The following is a 19,903-nucleotide window of genomic DNA, read 5'->3' as shown; positions in this document are numbered from 1 at the left end:
TGGTTAGGAATATTTATTAATTGAGGTAGTATCATATCCCCATCAAGTTAAAGTTTTGATGTTCACGCAATGATAAAAATGGTGAATATTTATATGAAAGATTAGAGCTCTTCTTCTTGTAGGAGGGCTCTAATCTTTGTTTAAAAACTATATCATACACATGGGCAGAATCATTATCTGAAATTTGTCCCGATTTAATTTAGAATACGACAAAAGAGAACTTGCGTTAGAAAACAAGCTCTCTTTAAAAGAAATAACGTAATTGAGATACTTATATAGTAACAATTGTTTTCTTTTAATTCCATATGTCTTATGTTGAGAAATAAATTATAAGTGGCTTGATAAAGCTAAAATGAATGATTGACATAATATTTTGACGATAATATAATGAATCTCGAATTCAAGATAACTTGTAAAGGATTGGTAATTGTGAGGGTGATTAACGATGAGAGCCTATCTTTAAAGTTATTTGTTATATTATCAAGGGAATTACAATCAATCACTAAACGTATTGAAAAGGATATAAAAATTTATGGACTTAATCCAACAGAATTTGCAGTGCTTAAGCTACTATACAGTAAAGGCGATCAGCCTATACAAAAACTTGAAGACAAAACATTACTTGCAAGTAGTAGTATCACGTATGTAGTGAATAGGTTGGAAAAGAAGAGGTGAAAACCATGTCCTAAAGACTGCCGTGTCATGTATGCGTCAATTACTTCAGAAGGTATTGAATCGATGATATTATTTTTCCTCAGCATAAAGAGGAGATTCGGCAAATATTTGGTAGTTTGGACTATATTGAGAAAAAAATGATAATGAAACGGTTGAAAAAGTTAGGATATTACGCACAGAAATTGTGAGTTTGTAGAGGCTATTTCTGTTTAGTAATATCCTAATTACATATAAATTAAATAAATAGGAGGAAAAATTAATAAGTGGTAGTAAATGTATTATAATACAAAATGAATAAATCATATTATTTCAATCAGTACAGTAGGGAATGAAGTTGTTATATTAACGTATACATATCGTCCTTTTCATTATAAATCTTTCATAAAGCGGAGAGTGGGTATCAAGAATGGAATTACGTCATTTAGAGTATTTTATTCAAGTTTGTAATAATAATAGTTTTACTAAAGCTGCGGAAGTTCTAGGTATTTCACAGCCGACTTTAAGCCAACAAATCCGTGTGTTAGAAGGTGAACTTGATACACCCTTGTTTCATCGAGTTGGAAGAGGTATCAAAATGACAGAAGCGGGTAAGTTGCTATTTGATAAAGGAAAATTTATCATGCAACAATTTGATGACGTTTATAATGAAATTTTTGAATTAAAGGGGGTAAAAAGAGGGGTAATTACTATAGGAGGTTTATTAGAGGATCTCACTTATTTAACACCTTATATTATGAAGTTTCAACAACATTATCCTAACATCGTAGTAAAAATTATAGAATCTGAAGTTGCTGTAAATCAAATCGTTGATAAAAATATTGATATAGGCATCACGCGTAGTGCTCAAATTCCAGACACATTAACAAGCACCCTTTTGTATAGCGAAGAGCTTGTCCTTGCCATTCCAAAAAATCATCCTTTGAATGAAACATCATTTGTTTCTTTTCGAGAATTAGTAGGACTGAGTAGAATAATGGTTTCATGTAGTTGTCGTGAATCTATTAAAATATATTGTGAGAGTTTAGGGTTATCTTTATCTGAAGCAAATATAGAAACAAAATCTTCTATTTCTCTATTGAGTCTTGTATACAATGGACATGGGGTTGCCATAATACCTCTTTCACTGGTTAACTTCGTTAATAATGATACTTTGAGCATAGTTCGTATTATTGAACCAACACCAAGTCAAGATATTAATCTTATTCACTTTGATGATAAATTTTTAAGTTTTGCAGCACGTATCTTTATGCAGAAGTTAAATGAACCTAAAAAAGTATTAGTATAATAGAAATAATAATGATTATAGTGTGGGAATTAAAAATGATACATAATTCTTAGGATAAGACCTAAATTACAGTTAAAGGGCAAGTAGATTTATATGTGTGGTGTAGTCGCTTCAAAAGGGAATACCATGGAATTTTACTTAAGGGGAGAAGGCTGTTAAAAACAAGTCAAGTTAATCAATTAACTCTTCGGTCTTATCGCATAGTAATAGATTCCATTAGGGATATACTGCTATTTCTTTTTACATATTCTTATTGCATAAAGAAAACCACCGGGCATTATACCGGTGGTTTTGACTTAGAAAGCAAAGCAAGTACAACCAATACCCCATTTAGTTCCATCTTTTCCTATTATGGTATGAGTGTGTTGATGGAGAGGGTTACTGCAACTATGTAACTTGTGATCATGGGCATCGTGAGAAAGTATAGTGTGGGCTAGGTTAGCACCACCATAACCATAAACTCCCGTCGGTGACCAATTAGGTGATGCTGGCGGCAATTCAGGTGATAGCCTTTTAAATTCATCATTTCCATAAACAACCTGCCCACCCATAATAGTGAGTAATGATTCAAGGTTCTTGATTTCTTCTTCTGGCACAGTAAAGTAGTCAGCAGACAATACAGCAATATCAGCAAATTGACCTACTGCAAGGATTCCCTTTTTACCTTCATCACCAGAGAACCACGCACTTCCTTTTGAATATAATTCCAGGGCTACTTTTCTATCAAGTTTATTTTTTTCGTCGTATATCGAAAGACCACCAATGGTTTTTCCGGCAACCATCCAGTAAAGAGCGACCCAAGGGTTATAGCTGGAAACCCTAGTTGCATCACTACCTGCGCCAACAGGTATACCTAGGTCTAACATACGATAAATCGGAGGAGTACGCTTTGCAGCTTCCTTTCCGTATAAATCAACAAAGTATTCACCTTGAAAAGCCATGCGGTCTTGGATAGCAATACCGCCATTTAAAGCCTTAACACGTTCCATACTACGATCTGAGATTGTTTCTGCATGGTCAAACCACCATCGTAGACCATTAAAAGGAATTTCTTTGTTGACTTCCTCAAATACATTTAAGAATCGTGTGATTGACTCGTCATAAGTTGCATGTAAACGGAATGGCCAACGGTTTTCTACCAATAGAGAAATTACTTTCTTTAAGTCAGCTTCCATCATCGTAGCTAGTTCGGGCTGTGGCATTTGAAATTTTTCAAAATCGGCTGCCGAGAATACTAACATTTCTCCGGCACCATTCATTTTATACTTATCATTTCCTTGACCTGGAGAAACAATTTTTGCCCATGAAGCAAAGTCTTCATATTCATGATTTGGATTTTGTGTAAATAGATTATAAGCAATACGCAAAGTTAATTGTTCCTTCTCAGCTAAATGTTCAACAACTTTGTAGTCATCAGGATAATTTTGGAAACCGCCACCTGCGTCAATGGCACTTGTAATACCTAATCTATTTAATTCGCGCATAAAATGGCGAGTTGAATTAATCTGGTCGTCAAAATTAAGTATTGGAGCTTTACCCAAACTTGAATAAAGAATAGAAGCGTTAGGATTTGCAATTAAAAGGCCCGTTGGATTACCTCGTTTATCCCGTTCAATTAAACAACCTGGAGGGTCTGGGGTATCTTTTGTGTATCCCAGTGCACGCAGCCCTGCACGATTTACAAGTGCTCTATCGTAAAGATGTAGCACGAAGACAGGTGTGTCTTCAGAAACAGCATTAATCTCTTCCAAAGTTGGCATCCGTCTCTCTTTAAATTGAAATTCAGACCAACCTCCAACTACTCTTACCCACTGAGGAGCAGGTGTACGCCTTGCCTGTTCTTTGAGCATTTCGAGAGCAATGGCAATTGAAGGGACACCTTCCCATCGTAATTCCATATTATAATGAAGACCGCCACGAATAACGTGTATATGAGAGTCATTCAGACCTGGAATAGCTCTTTTTCTTTTAAGGTCTATTTTTTTTGTTTTTTCTGTGGCGCTATCAAGAAGCTCATCTCCACCTATTGCAGTTATTAAACCATCAGTTATGGCGATAGCAGATACCTCAGGTTGAGAGGGATCAAGGGTAGTAATTTTTCCGTTATATAAGATCATATCCGGTAAATTCATATTCACACCTCGTCTACTTCCTATTATTTTGTAACCATGGATGAAATAATTTACCGAAAATCGGCATAACTACCCATGATAGCAAGGACACTATACATACAGAAACAAAAAAAGCGGACATAATAGGATTCATATGTTTTATGATAGGTCCTATCAATTTAGGAACTAACATGCTAAGAGGCCATACACCCAGAAGGGTAACGATAGACATTTTCCATTTTTGAGGTGGGACTGGCGTTTTCGGAGTAACAAACCAATAAGCCAAACTGCTTTCAGTTTTATAACTTGGATTAGTAACTTGAAATTGTTCGGCCGTTTTTAACAAATCTCGGCGAACATCTGATTCTTGCCAAGCACGTAGATGCTCATACGTATCAAAGCGAAAAATAACAGTATACTCTCTGAATTCGTTATTTGGGACTATTAGATTTACACCTAAATGTCCTGGGAATTTAGTAGCGGCAGCTTCAATTTCATGTCTCCATGTTTCAAACTGTTTTTCTTTACCCTGTTGAATTTCCCATGTAACAATCGTTGTTACTGGATCGGCAGCATCCATCGCGTTCCCTGTATAAGTCTCTTCGACAGCTACTCCTTCTTGTTTCATATTTTCCTGCTTGGAAGCGCACCATGCACCATAGTATATGCGTATTCTACACCTTGACCATAAGCACCAGTGTGTTCCTTTACAATCTCCATTACAGCATCATAAGTATCTTTGTGTGCCCAGTCACGTTGGTATTCAAGTAAAACTTGAATTGCTGTCACTGGAATTGCACCAGCTTGTTCTACACGGCGCATAGCAGCGTTATGTGCTGTCAAACTAGTACCACCTGAAGCATCATCAACTGCATACACCTCATAGCCAGCTTTCATTGCTTCAAGCACAGGGAATGCAAGGCAAACTTCAGTCCAAAGTGCTGCAAATATTAATTTCTTTCTACCTGTTGCTTTAACTGCTTCAACAAATTTTGGATCTTCCCAAGAGTTCATTGAACTGCGTTCTATAATTTCATGGTTTGGGAATATGTCAAGAATTTGTGGCCAAAAATAACCAGAAAAGCTACGTGTCTCAACTGTAGTAAGAATAGTAGGTACGTTAAAAGTTTTTGCTGATTTAGCAAGCAACATAACGTTATTAATCAATGTTTGTCTATCAATACTTGCAACTCCAAAAGTCATTTGAGGCTGAAAATCAATTAAAATTAAGGCACTGTTCTCTGGATTTAACAATTCTAAATTACTTATAATAAAACGCTCCTTTTTTTAATTGTTGAAAATAATATATTTTCAACAATTAAAACTGTAATCGTAAAAAAAAAAATTGCTATACCTTTTAATTTAAAAGAGAGTGCTGATTTAATCAGCACTAAATGTATACTATCCATTTTTTTGAAAGTGATTTAAAGTCATTTCTTTGAAATACATTTATGCATTTTGTTTACTAAGATCTCGCTGCGCGCCCATATAGCTTCCAATTATATTTTGATAGCCTGGAAGATTACTAGCAAGCAAATTGCCAAAACCTTCGACATCGTTGCGCCAATCGCGTTGTAATTCGCAAGCTACGCTAAACCAGTTCATAAGTTGCACGCCACTATGTGCCATGCGAGTATTTGCAGCATCTGCAACTTGTTTACTGAAAGTTCCCGAAGCATCAGTAACAGCAAATACTTCATATCCAGCTTTTATAGCGGAAAGTGCTGGGAAAGTAACACAAACGTCCGTAACTACGCCCGCGATGATAAGTTGCTTCTTTCCAGTTTCTTCGATTGCTTTTACAAAATCATCATTATCCCATGCGTTAATTTGTCCAGGGCGAGCTATTTTTTGTGCGTGAGGAAAGAGATCAACCAATTCTTGCATTAAAGGTCCGTTAGGTCCGTTTTCAAAACTTGTTGTTAAAATAACCGGTAAATCAAAAAACTTAGCAGTGTGAGCAAGAGCTAAAACATTGTTCTTAAATTCATCAACACCATAGTCACGTACTAGTCCGGACATAAGACCAGTTTGATGATCTACTAAAAGCACGACAGCATCATCTTTGTTAATACGAGAATAGAGATCAGTCATTATGTATTCCTCCTAAAAATTAAGTAATCGAAGAAAAGTTAAATAGTCGAATACTATCATAAGTTTCTTCGTTTGTTACGATTCGTTTATAACTAAGCTGACCAATAATATTAGTTATAGCAGCATTCATAGAACATGAAGTGCTATACAAATTTATAGTATTTGAAAACTGATTCGTTAATCAATTCTAAATTATCTATAATTCGTATAGGTCGTAACTATAGTTGTTTTCACTATAAAATAGATTGATTTTACCTATACATTCTATAGATAGAACGATATTGATAGTCACCTATTTTTGTTATTACAATTGAATATGAGTAATGTTCAGTAAGTATTTTATGATGAAAAAGATATTAGAGGGGGGATTGTTCCAAAAGGAGAAAATGAATGCATTGGAACAATAGAGTTTCATACTTAGAGTTCACAACATAAACGTGCATGAATAAGTTATGAGATTCATCCGGATTATTGAAGAAAAGGATACATATTAGAATATTTTTTGGAGGTAGAAGCATGGCTAAAATTACTGTAGGAACCGAAAACCAAGCACCAATTGAGATATATTATGAGGATCATGGCACAGGAAAACCAGTTGTACTAATTCATGGTTGGCCGTTAAGCGGTCGATCTTGGGAATATCAAGTTCCCGCTCTTGTTGAGGATGGATACAGAGTTATAACATATGATCGTCGAGGTTTTGGAAAATCATCTCAGCCGTGGGAAGGGTATGAATATGATACCTTTACTTCTGATTTACATCAACTATTAGAACAGTTAGAGCTTCAAAATGTCACACTTGTTGGTTTTTCTATGGGTGGAGGCGAGGTAGCCCGGTACATTAGTACGTATGGAACAGATCGTATTGAAAAGGCTGTTTTTGCTGGAGCAGTTCCTCCATATTTATACAAATCAGAGGATCATACTGAAGGGGCATTAGATGATGAAACAATTGAAGCATTCAAAAGTGGTGTGATAAATGACCGCCTTGCATTTCTTGATGAATTTACTAAGGGATTTTTCGCGGCTGGTAATCGAACAGATTTAGTTAGTGAACCATTCCGTTTATATAATTGGGATATTGCAGCCGGTGCATCACCTAAAGGAACGCTTGATTGTATTACCGCCTTTAGTAAGACAGATTTTAGAAAAGACCTGGAGAAGTTTAATATACCTACTCTTATTATTCACGGTGACTCTGATGCAACTGTACCTTTTGAATTAAGTGGAAAACGTACATATGATGCCATTCCTGGTAGTAAACTCGCTTTAATACAGGGCGGTCCACATGGGCTAAATGCAACTCATGCTAAAGAATTTAATGAAGCACTCCTATTATTTTTAAATGACTAATTACAACTATATAATTGTTAATTGATAAATTATAAACAAGTAAAAATAAATCTAAAAAAAGATGCTCTTGGATAAATCCAGGAGCATCTTTTTTAAATGCGGAGTAGTGCACCACCGTAATCAATTCAAAGAATAGAAATCTTCTATAACGAAATTCCTATTCATTTTTTAATGGTGATATTGAGATGTTAGGTTGATAAATCTCCATTAATTTTGGATTGAATATTCTTCTTAACAGCTAAAATGTATTGATTAGAGTTTTTTAGATTTCTTTAGATTTCTTAGAAGTATTGTTATATTACTATCAAGATAATATTTTGAATAATCCTCAAAACAAAGAAATGTACATTTTTTTGAGGAAGAAATATCTTGTCAGAAAACAATAAAATCTTATTAATTTTTATAATTGGTAGAATTTTTGTGGAAATAATTCTCTTAATATATTAAAATAACATCGTATTATGTCAGATTTTAATTAGGGGAGAGAAATTTTATGTTGAAAAAAATCATTCCAGTTGCTTTAGCATTAAGTACAGTTACTTTTACTAGTGTATTTGCTGCGCCTTCAATCCAAGCAAGTACAGAACAAAACCGCTACATAGATGTACAAATGCTCGGTATTAACGATTTTCATGGGCAACTAGATACTGTAAAAAAAATTAACAATAAAGATGCAGGGGGAATTGAGTACTTAGGGGCTTATTTACGTGATCGTGAAAAACAAAATCCAAATACATTAAAGGTACATGCCGGCGATGTTGTTGGAGCAAGTACTCCTGTTTCAGCATTATTACAAGACGAACCTACAATTGAATTTCTAAATGATTTGAAATTCGATGTTGGAACGATAGGAAATCATGAATTTGATGAAGGTGTTGAAGAAATGAACCGCCTTATTTATGGTGGATACCATGAGAAAACAGGAAATTTTAAAGGAGCAAAATTCCCATATGTTGCTGCAAATTTCTATAATAAATCCACCGGTCGTTTATTTTTACCACCATTCACTATAAAAAAGGTACAAGGAGTTCCTGTTGGATTTATCGGAGTCGTAACAACGGATGTTCCTAATCTTGTTATGCCTACTATGCTAAAGAATGTAGAAATTACAGATGAAGTTGAAGCTATTAACAAATCCGTAAAGCAATTAAAAAAACTAGGCGTTAAATCTATCGTTGTTCTTGCACATAACGGAGGTACAACAGATGGGAACGGCGTAACAAATGGTGATATCGTCCGATTAGCAAATGAGACTGATCCAGAAGTCGATGTTATTTTTGGTGGCCATAGCCACACTTATGTAAATGGAACTGTTAATAATAAACTTGTCGTACAAGCAAATTCTTATGGTATGGCTTTTGCTGATGTTGATGTAAAGATTGATCGTAAGACACAAGATATTGTTGAGAAAAAAGCAGAAATTGTTACAACTTATCATGAAGGCATAGAGCCTGATAAAAAAATCAAGAAGAAGATGGAGAAATATCAAGCAAAAATCGCACCTCTTGTTAATGAAGTTGTAGGTAAGTCTATTGCTCCACTAGATCGCAAACTCAATACGGCTGGTGAATCTACTCTTGGAAATTTAGTTGCTGATGCCCAGCGTACAACAATGCAATCCCAAATTGCACTTATGAATCCTGGTGGTATTCGTAATGACTTAGATGCTGGTGATATTACATGGGGAGAGATATATGGTATTCAACCATTCGGAAATCAATTAATAAAGGTAAATTTAACAGGTCAAGACATTCGTGATATTTTAAATCAACAATGGCAAAAAGACATAACAAGAATGCTTCAAATTTCAGGGATCCAATACACTTGGGATGCGAATAAGCCTAATGGAGAAAAAGTAACAAGTATTCGCTTAACAAATGGAGAAGAAATCATTCCTTCTAAAACTTACAGCGTCGTTGCGAACGCATTTCTAGCTTCAGGTGGAGATGGATTTGTATCCTTTAAAAACGGTAAAGATGCTGAAACAGGACCAACCGATTTTGAAGCACTAGTAGATTATATAAAAAAATCAAAAGAACCAATTCAGTCTATTATTGATGGAAGAATTCAAAAAATAAATTAGTTTTTTATTAATCTCAAAAACAACTAGATTACCTGTGCGCTATACTTTTTAGTGTGCAGGTAATCTAGTTTTTTGATTTGAAATAGTCTAACTGTGGCCAATGGGTATACCGTCTAGATGCAGAGTGCCGAAAAAAAATGAAATAAACAAAAGTCGATATCCTGGACGTACAGGGAGTCTTTTTTTGAAAAAACGGGACATAGCGAACATCAAACGGCTTAACGATGGATGTTAAAAGTATAAATAATGAACTAGAGTTATCATTTGCTAAGACGAAGGAAGGGGAAATGGCTGAAAGAAAATGCGCATCGTGCAGGATTTATTATTCGCTATCCAAAGGAAAAAGAGAATGTAACTGGTTATGCTTATGAACCTTGGCACATTCGCTATGTAGGGGATGATGCTGAAAAAATATACAAGGAAAAACTAACTTTAGGGGAATATATGAGATAAGAAGGCTAAAGTGAATTGGAAATCTGTATTTTTTGTTTGGAGAATAGTATTTTATAAAATAGTAGGGTACTTTATTTTAATAGATTGAACAATTGCCTATCTAAAAATTTGATAGGCAGTTGTTTTCTTTTGAGTAAAAAGTGAAATGATTTTATTATGTTCACACATATGAAAAGTGAAATGTATAAATATATCCTAAACACCAATTATTGCCCCTCATTATTAGCGATAGGATAGCTACTTAAGGACAAAAAAGAATTGGCTAACTTTTGTGCAAAATGTAATGGAGGCTCTACAGATTGGATATGAATATACATAATTAAGGGATTCATGTAAAGCCAGTGATTATGTAAAGCACTTACAATAATTCCTTGTTGTACAATTGATTTCATAAATGCAGGAGTCTCTTCTTGTAGAATAGCGATTTCGCCTAAATTTAATGCATTACCATTTTGATCCAACGATTCAAAACTTACTCCGACGGGTACTACATAGGTACTCGGTTTTCCTTGAACAAGCACCCTAAAATCGCGGTGAAAAGACACCGAACAACCACCTTGACTTATTTTACTTTTCCCTTTAAGTATTGTAGCAAATTGTTCACAAATGAAATTAAAATTTTGCATAAATTCAATCCCTTTCTCGTACAAAATTATGTAATTAGAGATTTGATTGATGAAATACAGATAAACAATCTTTCTTCAACATTCAAAAAACAGGATGTAATTTTAATTTATTTAATGTTTATTTTAAAAGAAATACACGTTATATTATTTAAATATTTAGAATTCGATCGAAAATGATTAGTATATTCGAGTTATTAAATTTATGATTCATGATAGTCCGTTCGAGATATTGTTATAAAAAATCTATAAAGTATGTAATTATACGCTTTTAGTCTATGTAGGTTAGATAAATATGTGTCTAAATTTGAATGATAAAACTAGAAAAACAACGGTGAGAAAATAACCAATAATATTTTATTTTCTATAAAAAGTACTGCTAAATAGTATTTTTTTCGAAATAAGTCTTTCTTATATAAGTATATTGCTACTATGAACATATCTATTTAAAAACAAGACTTTTTTGAATACAAAAGAATGGGTTCTAAAATACCTTGCTTATTCACGAAGAATTCAGTTGTTTCTCCTTGTATCTATTTATATTTTTAAGTATAGAAAAAACCTCTTATGAATATAGAAGGGAATTCCTTATGTTTTTCTTAAACAAATTATTAAATTACGGTTATTTTAACCAAAATTTTCATAGAAATACCTTTTAAAAGAACGTTAGTTCGCATATAATAAGAACAAGTGTTCCTTGTTAGGGGTGATAACCTTGTATGATTATTCTCTTTTACCGAATCGTATTATTCTTTGTGTAGACCTTCGTAGCTTCTATGCAAGTGTGTCATGTATTAAAAAAGGACTGGATCCACGTTATACAAAATTGGCTGTCGTAGGAGATGTAAATCGGAGTGGATCAATCGTATTAGCAGCAACACCGCCATTAAAAGCGTTAGGGATTAAGAAAATGGCAAGGTTGTACGAAATACCGAAGCGGCCAGATATTATTATTGTAAATCCGATTATGCATACGTATATGAAATGTTCAACTTTCATAACTAGTTTGGCTTTGCAGTATGTTGCGCCGGAAGATTTTCATCAATATAGTATCGATGAGTTTTTCATGGATATGACTGCAAGTATTCATTTGTTTGCGAGTAATCCGCGCGAATTCGCATTAAAGCTCAAGCGAGAAATATATGAACGTACACGGATTGAAAGTACGATTGGTATAGGGCCTAATTTATTATTGAGTAAAGTAGCGATGGATATTGAAGCGAAAAAGAGTAAAGATGGAATAGCGCACTGGACGTATGACGATATACCCGAGAAGTTATGGAGTATTAGACCACTCAGTAAATTTTGGGGTATATCGTACAAAACTGAAATGAAATTGAATCGAAAAGGTATACATACAATTGGAGAATTAGCTCAGTATCCTTTGAAATATTTAAAGCAATCTTTCGGTGTAATAGGGGAAGAATTACATTTACATAGTAACGGGATTGATTTTAGCAGAATAGCAGAGAAATACGTTCCAGCGACAACATCTATAGCGAAAAGCCAAATATTATTACGGGATTATTCGATAGGAGAGTTCGTAGTTATTTTATTAGAGCATATAGAAGAAGTTTGTTATAGGTTGAGAAGAGAAAAGAAATATGCACAAACAATTCATTTTTCAATTGGGTATAGCAAGGAATATGGAGGGGGAATAAAAAAGGCACATACGTTAAATCGGGCAACAAATGTAACGATGGATATGTACAATGTTTGTACATATTTTTTATATGAGCGCTATACAGGAGAACCGATTAGATCGTTAAGTGTCTCATTAACAAACCTTATTAATGAAGGTGAAGAGCAAATTTCGCTTTTCGATAACATTGTACAAAGGGAAAAAGAAATCCGATTAACGAAAGTTATGGATGAAATTCGAACACGGTTTGGTAAGAACAGTATTTTACGTGGGATTTCCTACACAAGCGTCGCAACAGCAAGATATAGAAACACATTATTAGGAGGACATAAATCGTGAAGAATGCTAATATGCCAAAAGGAAGAGGGATGGTAAAGTGGCAACCATTCTCTAGTATGCCAGAGCAATTCGCAGTTATTAAAGAAATGATACATGCGAAAACGAAAGTCACGCGTCCGATCTTAACAGAGGATGCAAAAGAAGTGCTTGAAAATAAGTTGTTATGTTCCTATTTAGGTGAGGAAGAGATTTTACTTACATATTATAAAGGTGGCTACTTATATAAAAATTACATAACAGTAGTTGATATTAATCCATTAAGAGAGGTGATTGTGTGTACTGATGCTTTTAGTACTAAGCGTACTTTTAAGTTTGTTGATGTAATTGAGATTAATTAAAGTATGTTTCTATGCAGTAGGATTATTTTTTAGCCTACTGCATAGAAAGGTCAGTTACAAGTACTACACTTATACTAAAATATCTTATCCTTAACTTCCTACTGCTTTTATCCCGTAAACGCCCGATTGGTGAAGGCTAATAATCAGTGGGGGATGAACAAAACCCCACTGATTAAAGTTTCACTTTATTACCGTTAAGGATGATACGATAATGTGGAAAAATGATGAACTCTCTAAACGATAGAATTAGTACTACCAGAAGTTAAAGGGTTTCTTGAAATTACGAATACGAGCTGTTAGGTAGTACTATATTCATTTAGAAAAAGCCGTTTTAAATAATAGTAGACATAATCAAGGCAATACTTAATAACTAAAGAAAATAAGTAATTTAAACTTCAATTATGATAGGAAGGATCATTGGCTTTCTTTTTGTATGTGAGTATATAAAATGGCCAAGTGTTTCTCTTATTTCTCTTTTTAGAACATTCCATTGGTAAATATGTGCTTTTTGTAATGTGTTGATAGTTTCCACAACTAATTGATTAATTTTCTTTAAGAAATCTTCTGAATCGCGAACATATACAAACCCACGAGAAATTGTGTCTGGGCCAGAAATTATTTTTTCTTCCGTTTTACTTAAGGTGATAACTATTACAAGCATGCCATCTTCAGAAAGTTGTTTACGATCGCGCAATAAGGCGTTCCCAACATCTCCAATACCTAATCCATCTACATATATATTACCGGCAGGTATACGCCTAGTTTGCATGGCGGTTTGATTTTTAATATCAACAACATCTCCATTGCCGATAACATAAATATTATTTTTCTTGACACCAACGGATTCGGCCAATTGACGGTGATGATGTAGCATTCTAAATTCACCGTGTATGGGAATGAAGTATTTAGGCTTCATTAAAGTAAGCATCAATTTTAATTCCTCTTGATATGCATGTCCAGAAACGTGCATTCCTGTTGAACTTCCAGATCCATAAATAACATTTGCTCCTAATAGAAATAAGTTATCTATAATACGTGAAACATTACGCTCATTTCCTGGTATGGGGGATGCAGACAAAATGACTGTGTCACCTGGTAAAATATCAACTTGTCGATAGTTGCCACTAGACAATCGAGACAGGGCAGCCATAGGTTCACCTTGACTACCAGTGCAAAGTATAGCGACTTTTTCGGGTTCCATTTGATTAATCTCATTCGCTTCGATTAACATTCCTTCAGGTATATTCAAATAGCCTTGTTCTAAGGCGACAGAAACTACGTTCACCATACTTCTTCCGAGGAGGGCAAGCTTTCTATTTGTTTTTAAAGCGGCATCTACTATTTGCTGGACACGATTCACATTAGAAGCAAAGGTAGATATAATAACTTTTCTGTGAGCCTTTACAAAGGCTTCTTCAATTTTTTCGCCTACTAACCGTTCTGATGGAGTAAATCCAGAACGTTCGGCATTCGTACTTTCTGAGAGGAGAGCTAAAACCCCGTTACTTCCGATATTAGCCATTTTGTGAATGTCTGGATATTGATTGTTTATGGGAGTCAAATCAAATTTAAAATCACCTGTATGGACTACTGTACCTTCTGGTGTATGAAAAGCAATCCCGAGGCAATCGGGAATACTATGATTTGTTTTGAAAAAAGATAGGTTTATCTGTCCAAACTCAATTAAAGACTCAGAGTCAATAACAATTAACTGTGTCGAATCTTGAAGTTTATGTTCTTTTAATTTAATGCCGATTAAGCCTAAGGTTAATTTTGTTGCATAAATTGGTACATTCAATTGTTTTAAAAAATACGGAATACCTCCAATGTGATCTTCGTGTCCATGTGTAACAATTAAACCTCTAATTTTATCTTTATTTTCTTGTAAATATGTAACATCAGGTATTATTAAATCTATGCCTAATAAACTCTCGTCGGGAAACTTAGAACCACAATCAATGATTACAATGTCATCTGAATATTGTATGACATACATATTTTTACCAATTTCATTAACACCACCTAAAGCAAAAATAGATAGTTTATCATTTATTGTACTCAAATGAATATCCTCCTCTTAAAATCAAATTTACTTGAATCTATGTAAAGGTTTGTAACCAACTATTAATAAATAATTGGTTACAATTATCTCAAAGACCCATATCTTTTAATCCAGGACTATGCTCATTTGGCATTTCAGGAAGTTCTGGTACAGGAAAACCTTTTGGCGGGTCAGTTACTGCTAATGTTCCTTTGTTTCTACTTGGTGATTCACCTTGGAATATTTCTCCCATTCTTGTTGGATCTAAGCTAAAATTAAATTGTGCGTTATGGAATCCCATGTCTACATACTTTCTGCACTCTGGGTATTTATTAATATCATAGTTCGGCACAGGGAAGAGTTTCCCCCATTCAACACCCAATGTCTCTAAAGCTTTTGCGAAAGCATTTTGATGTGCATTATCACGCACAATTAAAAATGCAAGTGTTTCTCTAAATGTTTGATTTGAACTCATTTCATAAATTCTAGTTTTTTGAAGTACACCTGTAGATTCAAGTACGACATTATCTAGTAAATCGCTAATTAAGTTTCCATGACTATATACCCAAGATCCATTCCATGGGTTGCCAGCTGCATCAACAGGCAATGAACTTTGAGCACCTACAATAAAGTGGTGAGGATTTGCATGTTTAACCGCTTCGTCAAGTGGTGCGTTGTCAACACCAGCATTTCCTGGCGTAGGTTCACCAGATCCAGTTAATAGTTGATTAATTGTATGTTGTACAAGTTCTACATGGCTTATTTCCTCTAAAAAAACACCTCGAAGTAAATCACGATATTGCTTCTCTTTACCTCTAAAATTTGAGCTTTGGAAGAAGTATTGCATCATTGTACGCATTTCGCCATAATGCCCACCTAATATTTCTTGTAAAACTTTTGCGGCAGCTGGATCTGGCTTGTCCGGCTTGATAATATTAATCAGTTCTTCCTTATAATAAAACATGAAGTACACCTCTTTTAGGTTAGTTAACATTGTTATCGTGTCCGTTAGTTGGTTACTTAATACTGTAATTCATTTTTTTACCAATAAAGTATTACCTCAAAATACAAAGTTTTTTGGAAATAACTATTTTTGATGTAAGATGAAAATGGGGGATAGATACTTAGCATTTAATAAAAAAAGATAAGATTACGAAATGTAATCTTATCTTTTCATTAAGAATCATGAATTGTAGCTTCAAGGCTTCAGAATGACTTTAATACAATCATCTTCACGATTATTAAAAATCTGATAACCATAGCTCGCTTCTTCAAGGGGAATTTTGTGTGTAATAATCTCTTTTGGATCAAATTCTTTATTTGTTATTTTTTCAAATAGTTCTGGCATAAAATGAATGACAGGTGCTTGTCCCATTTTAAGATTAATATTTCTAACCCAAAATGCACCGAGTGGAAATGCATTATAGTTGCCACCATAAACGCCTGTCATTTGAACCGTTCCATATTTTCTTACTGCTTTCGTAGCGATTTGAATAGGGCCGAGGGTTCCACCTTGTAATTTTAATTTTTGTTCCAAAAACTCTAAAGGTGATTTTTTTCCATCCATTCCTACGCAATCAATGACTACATCGGCACCACCATGTGTAATTTCCTTTAAATGTTCTCCCATATCAGGAAATTTTGTAAACTCAAACACCTCAACATTGTTAATCTTTTTTGCATAATTTATTCGGTAATCTAAGTAATCGACTGCGATTACGCGCTTAGCGCCTTGCATCCAAGCAAATTTTTGTGTCATTAATCCAACAGGTCCACAACCGAGGACGATAACAGTATCACCTCGCTTGACACCTGCATTTATTACACTCCAATAGGCTGTTGGTAAAACATCTGATAAAAACAGTAGGGATTCATCTTCAAGTTCGCAGGATTCTGGTATAACAAATGGAGTGAAATTTCCAAAAGGAACTTTTAAATATTCAGCTTGTCCACCAGGATGGTTACCAAATTTTTCTGTATAACCAAAGTATCCACCAGAATCATAATGAGGATTGGAGTTGTCACATTGGCTCTCCATTTCATGTTGGCAATAGAAACAATGTCCACAAGCAACGTTAAAGGGAATCACAACACGATCGCCTTTTTTCACTTTAGTGACATCTGGCCCGACCTCTTCAACAATTCCCATTGGTTCATGGCCGATAATGTATCCTGGAGGTAAAGGCATGTTACCTTGATATAAATGTAAATCAGAACCACAAATAGCGGTTGAAGTAATTTTTACAATAATATCATCTTTTTTTTCTAATTTTGCATCATCAACTTGTTTAACCTGTACTTGGTTTGGTCCTTGATAGGTCACAGCTTTCATAATTTCATATCTCCTTTTGAATCATTTCTCAAAACATACTGTATATTTATCCTTTGGCAAAACAGAAATCTTTATTAAACGGCGGTCTATACCTAGTGTTGTTATGAAAGTACGTTATAGCAGCTTTTCTTTCTTAAGTCTTTTGTCCTATTTTAAGAAGAAAATCAACATTTATACATAATCTACTTTCCATAAAAAGGATAACTATTATTTCATAGTTCGTAGCATATTAAAAACATCGGAGGTGAAAATATGGCAAACAGTAATAGTGGAAGTCGTAATGAATTATTAGTTCGAGGAGCTGAACAAGCTCTTGATCAAATGAAATATGAAATTGCACAAGAGTTTGGTGTACAACTTGGTGCAGATGCAACAGCTCGTTCAAATGGATCTGTTGGTGGTGAAATTACAAAACGTTTAGTAGCAATGGCTGAACAACAACTTGGTGGTAGAGCTAACCGCTAAGTGAATTAGTGAAAAATATAGCAAATCTTTAAATCAATTTCTTTTGTATATTTATAAAAAATAAACCCTTATAGTAAGTGGATTCTCACTCAAAGATTATCGATAATTTTCTTTCATAATCTTTGGGTATTTTATTTGTAAACTACTTTCCTAAACAATAAACACGCAGTGTTGGAAAGGTGTTTTCCATGCATAGTAGAAAATCTTTTGCAGGAAAAAGCATACTTAAAAATTTGATTTCAATATTGAAATCAATATTCATTATGATATTTTCGAAAGGGAGGAATTTAAAAATGGGTATATTAAGTGGAAATCCTCAAAATGAGCCTTTACATTACGGAGAGGTATTTGACATTTGGAGCTATCTTCTTGCTGCACAAGGTGCCATTGCAAGTCATCAAGTATTTATGAATCATACAGGTGATGAAGACTTGAAGAAGTTTTTAGAAAGCCTAATTGAAAATGATATGAATTCGGAAATAGAAGAATTAAAGGCGCTTTTAAAAGTTAATGGGGTCGCTTTACCGCCTGCTCCTCCAGAACGACCAGTTGCATCTATTGAAGACATTCCTCCGGGAGCACGTATTAATGATGTTGAAATTGCAGCTGCTGTTTCTACAGGGTTAGCAGCTGGCCTTGTGACATGTAGTCAAGTAATGGGAAAATGTCTTCGAGAAGATGTAGGCATGCTATTCGGACAATTCCATATGAAAAAAGCGCAGGCAGGTGTAACGTTGCTACGTTTAAGTAAGAAAAAAGGCTGGGTAGTTCCACCGCCATTACATGTAAGAAATTCTGATCAAGCTTAATAAACAAAAATAAAAAGTGGCCAACGCCACTTTTTATTTTTGTTTACCAGATTTATCCTCAAGTTTGGATTTATTTATTGTGGAAGAATTTATATATTCATCTGACATCTCCATAGCATATTTATCATGGTGAATAGGATTATGTTCTCTTAATTCATTGGCTTTATGCAGTACTAACTTCTGCATATAAATGTGGAAAAAAACTTCTATTCCGCCAATAATTAAAGCGGCTATAAATGAAGAAAATCCAATGTTACGAGTGGAATCTAAATCAGTAAACAACGATGTTAGCAACCAAATTCCAAAGAAGGTTAAGCCAAAATCTGCAATGGTGGCAATCATATTTCCGTATTTAGGTAAAATAAAGAGATCTCCAATTAAATAGGCAGCTCCTGTAAGAAGAAGAGAAATCAGTAATATTCTAGGAATTGAAATATCTTGAAAAATACCGAGTATGATTAATAATACTGCAGTTATAGCTGTATATTTAATTAATAAAGCAACAATATGTTTCATCATTTTCCTCCATTGTTTAAAGGTATATAGAATAAAATATTTCATTGAAAACGGGTTATGCTTTTATATAGCGTAACCCGTTTCATTTTGTGATGGAGGCATATTTATGATATCCCATGGCACGTATGTTGCATTTCGGTCTCCTACACACTACTATTTTTGGATAAAAGTGCATGAATTATACCTTCAAATACGTGGTCATAATTACCAGTTAATTAGATATATATTTTGGCATGTAATTTAACATATTAAAGAAAGAAGGAGGTGAATTAACATGTCAAACAATAATAGTGGAAGCAACAATCAATTATTAGTACGTGGCGCTGAACAAGCTCTTGATCAAATGAAATATGAGATTGCTCAAGAATTTGGTGTACAACTTGGTGCAGATGCAACAGCTCGTGCAAACGGATCTGTCGGTGGTGAAATTACAAAACGTCTAGTATCATTAGCTGAGCAACAACTTGGCGGTGGGGTTACTCGTTAATTTTATATGTTGAATGGATATAGAGGAGAGGCATATGGCCTCTCCTTTTTCATACATTTCTTTTTCAATTTATATTTAATATTTACAACTATAAAATATTAGAATTTGAAAATCTGAAATCTTATTTATATAGGTACTACTTTTAGCTATGATGCCTTAAATATTTAACTGAAGAGGATTAAATCTTTTATGAAACTAGAAGCTCATTTAAAAAAATGAATTTTAGTACATGGTTAAAGATATATAGTGTTGTATAA

General features: G+C 34.2%; 17 protein-coding genes and 2 pseudogenes. 10 read left to right on the top strand and 9 right to left on the bottom strand.

Annotated features, from left to right (window positions below):
- Positions 1–429 precede the first annotated feature (429 nt).
- Positions 430–863: pseudogene (locus JDS98_RS30075) on the top strand (MarR family winged helix-turn-helix transcriptional regulator).
- A 218-nt stretch (positions 864–1,081) separates the two neighbouring features.
- Complete coding sequence (locus tag JDS98_RS03390) at positions 1,082–1,960, top strand: LysR family transcriptional regulator (protein ID WP_016108724.1); 879 nt, start codon at positions 1,082–1,084, stop codon at positions 1,958–1,960.
- A gap of 296 nt (positions 1,961–2,256) precedes the next feature.
- Here JDS98_RS03390 and JDS98_RS03385 read toward each other — a convergent pair whose 3' ends face one another.
- From JDS98_RS03385 to ycaC, 4 genes are all read right to left on the bottom strand, one after another.
- Entirely contained in the window at positions 2,257–4,092 is a 1,836-nt protein-coding gene (locus JDS98_RS03385; RefSeq protein ID WP_016108723.1) for an amidohydrolase, read from the bottom strand.
- Positions 4,093–4,105: 13 nt separating this feature from the next.
- Positions 4,106–4,699: an antibiotic biosynthesis monooxygenase gene (locus JDS98_RS03380; RefSeq protein WP_000806845.1), complete on the bottom strand. Its 594-nt coding sequence runs from the start codon at positions 4,697–4,699 to the stop codon at positions 4,106–4,108.
- Complete coding sequence (locus tag JDS98_RS03375; RefSeq protein WP_000067163.1) at positions 4,696–5,340, bottom strand: hydrolase; 645 nt, start codon at positions 5,338–5,340, stop codon at positions 4,696–4,698. Before JDS98_RS03375 ends, JDS98_RS03380 begins: the two co-directional genes overlap by 4 nt.
- A gap of 180 nt (positions 5,341–5,520) precedes the next feature.
- Positions 5,521–6,165: an isochorismate family cysteine hydrolase YcaC gene (ycaC, locus tag JDS98_RS03370; RefSeq protein ID WP_000131223.1), complete on the bottom strand. Its 645-nt coding sequence runs from the start codon at positions 6,163–6,165 to the stop codon at positions 5,521–5,523.
- Between the two features lie 516 nt (positions 6,166–6,681).
- On the opposite strand from ycaC, the gene JDS98_RS03365 reads away from it, so the two are divergent.
- From JDS98_RS03365 to JDS98_RS03355, 3 genes and pseudogenes are all read left to right on the top strand, one after another.
- Entirely contained in the window at positions 6,682–7,518 is an 837-nt protein-coding gene (locus JDS98_RS03365) for a bromoperoxidase (RefSeq protein WP_199633546.1), read from the top strand.
- Between the two features lie 493 nt (positions 7,519–8,011).
- Complete coding sequence (locus JDS98_RS03360; protein ID WP_098911761.1) at positions 8,012–9,601, top strand: bifunctional metallophosphatase/5'-nucleotidase; 1,590 nt, start codon at positions 8,012–8,014, stop codon at positions 9,599–9,601.
- Between the two features lie 186 nt (positions 9,602–9,787).
- Positions 9,788–10,054 (top strand): annotated as a pseudogene (locus tag JDS98_RS03355) (M15 family metallopeptidase); the annotation flags it as partial.
- Positions 10,055–10,260: 206 nt separating this feature from the next.
- Here JDS98_RS03355 and JDS98_RS03350 read toward each other — a convergent pair.
- Positions 10,261–10,680: a DUF1259 domain-containing protein gene (locus tag JDS98_RS03350; RefSeq protein WP_001178952.1), complete on the bottom strand. Its 420-nt coding sequence runs from the start codon at positions 10,678–10,680 to the stop codon at positions 10,261–10,263.
- Between the two features lie 712 nt (positions 10,681–11,392).
- On the opposite strand from JDS98_RS03350, the gene JDS98_RS03345 reads away from it, so the two are divergent.
- Together JDS98_RS03345 and JDS98_RS03340 are read left to right on the top strand one after the other, a co-directional pair.
- Positions 11,393–12,658, top strand: a complete 1,266-nt coding sequence (locus tag JDS98_RS03345) for a Y-family DNA polymerase (protein WP_016108720.1) — start codon at positions 11,393–11,395, stop codon at positions 12,656–12,658.
- Positions 12,655–12,996, top strand: coding sequence for a YolD-like family protein (locus JDS98_RS03340; protein WP_098911759.1), 342 nt, complete (start codon positions 12,655–12,657; stop codon positions 12,994–12,996). The genes JDS98_RS03345 and JDS98_RS03340 overlap by 4 nt, the downstream gene beginning before the upstream one ends.
- A 388-nt stretch (positions 12,997–13,384) precedes the next feature.
- On the opposite strand, the gene JDS98_RS03335 is transcribed toward JDS98_RS03340, so the two are convergent.
- The 3 genes from JDS98_RS03335 to JDS98_RS03325 form a co-directional block, all read right to left on the bottom strand.
- A complete protein-coding gene (locus JDS98_RS03335; protein WP_098911758.1) occupies positions 13,385–15,058 on the bottom strand; it encodes a ribonuclease J in 1,674 nt (557 codons plus the stop codon).
- A gap of 88 nt (positions 15,059–15,146) precedes the next feature.
- The gene (locus tag JDS98_RS03330; protein ID WP_097920288.1) at positions 15,147–16,001 is read right to left on the bottom strand and encodes a manganese catalase family protein; all 855 of its coding nucleotides are present in this window, start codon (positions 15,999–16,001) and stop codon (positions 15,147–15,149) included.
- Between the two features lie 234 nt (positions 16,002–16,235).
- The gene (locus JDS98_RS03325; RefSeq protein WP_000649070.1) at positions 16,236–17,369 is read right to left on the bottom strand and encodes a zinc-dependent alcohol dehydrogenase; all 1,134 of its coding nucleotides are present in this window, start codon (positions 17,367–17,369) and stop codon (positions 16,236–16,238) included.
- Between the two features lie 252 nt (positions 17,370–17,621).
- Here JDS98_RS03325 and sasP point away from each other — a divergent pair, with 252 nt between their 5' ends.
- Together sasP and JDS98_RS03315 are read left to right on the top strand one after the other, a co-directional pair.
- Positions 17,622–17,834, top strand: coding sequence for a small acid-soluble spore protein, SasP family (gene sasP, locus JDS98_RS03320; protein ID WP_016108716.1), 213 nt, complete (start codon positions 17,622–17,624; stop codon positions 17,832–17,834).
- A gap of 293 nt (positions 17,835–18,127) precedes the next feature.
- Positions 18,128–18,643: a DUF3231 family protein gene (locus JDS98_RS03315; protein ID WP_000512128.1), complete on the top strand. Its 516-nt coding sequence runs from the start codon at positions 18,128–18,130 to the stop codon at positions 18,641–18,643.
- Between the two features lie 33 nt (positions 18,644–18,676).
- On the opposite strand, the gene JDS98_RS03310 is transcribed toward JDS98_RS03315, so the two are convergent.
- A complete protein-coding gene (locus JDS98_RS03310) occupies positions 18,677–19,159 on the bottom strand; it encodes a YndM family protein (RefSeq protein ID WP_142345888.1) in 483 nt (160 codons plus the stop codon).
- A 274-nt stretch (positions 19,160–19,433) separates the two neighbouring features.
- On the opposite strand from JDS98_RS03310, the gene JDS98_RS03305 reads away from it, so the two are divergent.
- Positions 19,434–19,646, top strand: coding sequence for an alpha/beta-type small acid-soluble spore protein (locus tag JDS98_RS03305; RefSeq protein ID WP_000069658.1), 213 nt, complete (start codon positions 19,434–19,436; stop codon positions 19,644–19,646).
- The last annotated feature ends 257 nt before the right edge of the window (positions 19,647–19,903 follow it).

It is taken from the genome of Bacillus cereus group sp. N11, from assembly GCF_016483605.1.
Taxonomy (GTDB): Bacteria; Bacillota; Bacilli; order Bacillales; family Bacillaceae_G; genus Bacillus_A; species Bacillus_A toyonensis.
This window is presented reverse-complemented; position numbering and strand designations above follow the sequence as displayed.

Bases quoted from the DNA above. Each gene is read 5' to 3' on its own strand.
- ycaC (WP_000131223.1), bottom strand. From the start codon at position 6,165: ATGACTGATCTCTATTCTCGTATTAACAAAGATGATGCTGTCGTGCTT.
- JDS98_RS03330 (WP_097920288.1), bottom strand. From the start codon at position 16,001: ATGTTTTATTATAAGGAAGAACTGATTAATATTATCAAGCCGGACAAG.
- JDS98_RS03315 (WP_000512128.1), top strand. From the start codon at position 18,128: ATGGGTATATTAAGTGGAAATCCTCAAAATGAGCCTTTACATTACGGA.
- JDS98_RS03350 (WP_001178952.1), bottom strand. From the start codon at position 10,680: ATGCAAAATTTTAATTTCATTTGTGAACAATTTGCTACAATACTTAAA.
- JDS98_RS03310 (WP_142345888.1), bottom strand. From the start codon at position 19,159: ATGAAACATATTGTTGCTTTATTAATTAAATATACAGCTATAACTGCA.
- JDS98_RS03360 (WP_098911761.1), top strand. From the start codon at position 8,012: ATGTTGAAAAAAATCATTCCAGTTGCTTTAGCATTAAGTACAGTTACT.
- JDS98_RS03390 (WP_016108724.1), top strand. From the start codon at position 1,082: ATGGAATTACGTCATTTAGAGTATTTTATTCAAGTTTGTAATAATAAT.
- JDS98_RS03305 (WP_000069658.1), top strand. From the start codon at position 19,434: ATGTCAAACAATAATAGTGGAAGCAACAATCAATTATTAGTACGTGGC.
- sasP (WP_016108716.1), top strand. From the start codon at position 17,622: ATGGCAAACAGTAATAGTGGAAGTCGTAATGAATTATTAGTTCGAGGA.
- JDS98_RS03325 (WP_000649070.1), bottom strand. From the start codon at position 17,369: ATGAAAGCTGTGACCTATCAAGGACCAAACCAAGTACAGGTTAAACAA.
- JDS98_RS03365 (WP_199633546.1), top strand. From the start codon at position 6,682: ATGGCTAAAATTACTGTAGGAACCGAAAACCAAGCACCAATTGAGATA.
- JDS98_RS03380 (WP_000806845.1), bottom strand. From the start codon at position 4,699: ATGAAACAAGAAGGAGTAGCTGTCGAAGAGACTTATACAGGGAACGCG.
- JDS98_RS03385 (WP_016108723.1), bottom strand. From the start codon at position 4,092: ATGAATTTACCGGATATGATCTTATATAACGGAAAAATTACTACCCTT.